Annotated in this window: 3 protein-coding genes; 2 read left to right on the top strand and 1 reads right to left on the bottom strand. The window is 33.8% G+C overall.

Features of this window, described 5'->3' with window-relative positions; all coding sequences use genetic code 11:
• Both PHQ99_08655 and PHQ99_08650 read left to right on the top strand, forming a co-directional pair.
• Positions 1-842, top strand: an 842-nt coding sequence (locus tag PHQ99_08655) for a GNAT family N-acetyltransferase (protein ID MDD4289642.1), incomplete at its 5' end; no start/stop codon positions are given.
• Between the two features lie 80 nt (positions 843-922).
• Entirely contained in the window at positions 923-1,666 is a 744-nt protein-coding gene (locus tag PHQ99_08650) for a phosphoadenosine phosphosulfate reductase family protein (GenBank protein ID MDD4289641.1), read from the top strand.
• Between the two features lie 439 nt (positions 1,667-2,105).
• Here the strand turns inward: PHQ99_08650 and PHQ99_08645 are convergent, their stop codons facing one another.
• Complete coding sequence (locus tag PHQ99_08645) at positions 2,106-2,306, bottom strand: dodecin family protein (protein MDD4289640.1); 201 nt, start codon at positions 2,304-2,306, stop codon at positions 2,106-2,108.
• Positions 2,307-2,580 lie beyond the last annotated feature (274 nt).

Below are 2,580 nucleotides of genomic sequence, written 5' to 3'. Positions count from 1 at the left end.
GTAAAGATATTAAAGGACAATTTTTGCCTAATACTACCCTGTGTAAATATTTAGTGCCGGATGATTATCCCAGGTTAGCAAACCAGATATTGAATATTCAAATTGATAAGGAATTGTTAAGACAAAATAATACCAGTCTCTATTATAGTTGCGGACTGGATGATTCTTCTCAGTTGAGGGTTGGTGATGAAAGAGGAGTTGCTCTTTTAACTGATGCCCCCTCATTAAAGAAAGCCAATGAGCAGATAGAAGGTGCGCTGCGAGGCATTAATGGTTATTATTATTACCGGGCTGATATTGGTGATGAGCAGGTAATAAAAAAGAAAATGCAAAAAAGCCAGATTTGGCGGGATGGTATTCATATTAGAGATGCCCGGGAAGATGAATTTCTGCAGGTCTATAACTTTGTATCTGCATCACCGCCATTGGAAAGGTATTTTCAGCATTTTTATAAAATTATGTTGAGATATTTTTCTTCGACATGTTTGGTTGCCGAACAACAGGGGAAAATAATAGGCTGGCAGATGGGATTTGTTTCCCAGAATGATCCCAAAACTTATTTTCTATGGCAGATTGGTGTACATTCAGATATGCAGGGAAGAGGACTGGGAGGATTATTGCTTGAATCTATAGAAAATAAAGCTGGTGAAATGGGCTGTACAAGAATTGAGGTTACAATTGATCCGGAAAATATTGCATCAGAAAAACTATTTTTGAACAATAGTTACAATAATATTAGTTCAAAGATTGGTCCAACAGTTCTGGTCAATGAAAGAATAGCTGTGAAAGATTATTATAGCCCTGACAGGCACTTTATGGTCTTTGAAAAAAATATATATTAAAAATATAAAATAAATAATATAAAGATAGGGAGGTTGATACTATCTTAGGCGTTAAACAGGATACCCAACAGGATGCCTGGTTGGAAGAGTTGGAAAATGTTAGAGAAAGATTGCAGGATGATAAAGATTTTGAAAAAAGGATTGTAAAATTAAGAGAACAAGCCAGAGACAGAATAAAAAAACACATAAAAGGAAAAAAAGTTGCTATTTCCTGGAGCGGTGGCAAGGATTCAATTGTTTTGGAACATATATGCAGGGATTTGGGGGTTAAGAAAAATGTCTGGGTCCGCTGTAATCTGGAATATCAGCAGGTTGTTGATTGGGTAATAGAGAATGCACCGGAAGGCCTGGAAATAGTAAATACCGGTCAGGATTTGAAATGGCTGGCTGATAATAAGAATATGCTATTTCCTCAGCATGCTGAAATTGCCTCAGTCTGGTTTAAACAGGTGCAAAATGAGGGACAAAAAAGGTATTTCAAAAAAAATAATATAGATATGTTTCTGGTTGGCAGAAGAAAAATAGATGGAAATGACCCTGGTGAAGAAGGTATGGATGTAGACGAGCATGGTGTGGTGCGTTATGCGCCCATTTATGACTGGCAACATGAAGACTTACTGGCTTATATGGAATACTATGAAATTGACTGGCCACCATTTTATTTCTGGACAAACGGTTTCCAGGTAGGAACAGGTCCATGGGCAGCCAGGGAATATACCGGATCCATAGAAAACGGCTGGCAAGAAATATATGAGATCGAACCAGCAATTGTAGAGAGAGCCGCTTATTATCTCGATTCAGCCGCAAATTTTCTAAACAAATAGTTGTCACGGGGACGGTTCTTTTGACAATATAATTGTCACGGGAATGGTTTTCTGTTTGAATGAAAAATAAGATAAAAACGTTCTTTACAATGTGATATAACTTGAAAAAAATGGGGATAGTTTCATAAAGAAGGACCTGTTCCCATTTTAAGTTTGCAGTTTATAGTTTTCTGTTTTTAGTTTTAAAATCAATAATTGCTATCATAATTGAATAAAAATTTAATGTAATTTTGTTATTATAAATATTTCTTCTTTGAATAGCTTAGACCGAAAAATAATAACTATAAACTGAAAACTATCTATCTTCCGGTTATTTCCTGTATAAGAAAGTAAAAAATGGGGACAATCTTTTACTTAGAGATCATCCCCATTTTTGTTTTTTTCTGGTTCCTCGTTTTTAAACTAAAAACCGAAAACCAGTAACTGAAAACCTTTTTTATTATTTTACAACAAATGATATCTTAACATCAACACGGTATCTGACAATTTCATCATTCTCCACAATTGCCTGAAACTCTTTTACGTAAACTGATTTAATGTTACGTACTGTTTTTTTTGCCTCTTCAAGCGCTACCTTTGTAGCATCCTCCCAACCTTTTTCTGATTCCGCCAGAATTTCAATAATCTTTACTACTGCCATTTAAAAAAACCTCCTTTTAAATATTTTCTATATTGTATCCAATTGTATTAACAAAAAATTCTATCAGTTAGAAAAGATGTCAAAAAATATAGAATATTTTTTTTATTATACCATAATAACAAGATGTAGGTATTGGCTTTAAAAAATTTCTTAAGTAAATTTGTTATTTATAACTCAATGTTTACTAATGCCGTTTTTCCAACATTTTTCTACAAAAAATATTAGAGAATAAAATAATAGCCTGACTTATTAAGAAAAAATACTGCATAGTAAT

It is taken from the genome of Atribacterota bacterium, from assembly GCA_028703475.1.
Taxonomy (GTDB): domain Bacteria; phylum Atribacterota; class Phoenicimicrobiia; order Phoenicimicrobiales; family Stramentimicrobiaceae; genus JAQVMU01.
Note: the sequence above shows the minus strand (reverse complement) of the source record. Positions and strands in the feature narration are given on the sequence as shown.

Excerpts from the sequence above, each read along its gene's own strand:
- PHQ99_08645 (MDD4289640.1), bottom strand. The coding sequence starts at position 2,306 with ATGGCAGTAGTAAAGATTATTGAAATTCTGGCGGAATCAGAAAAAGGT.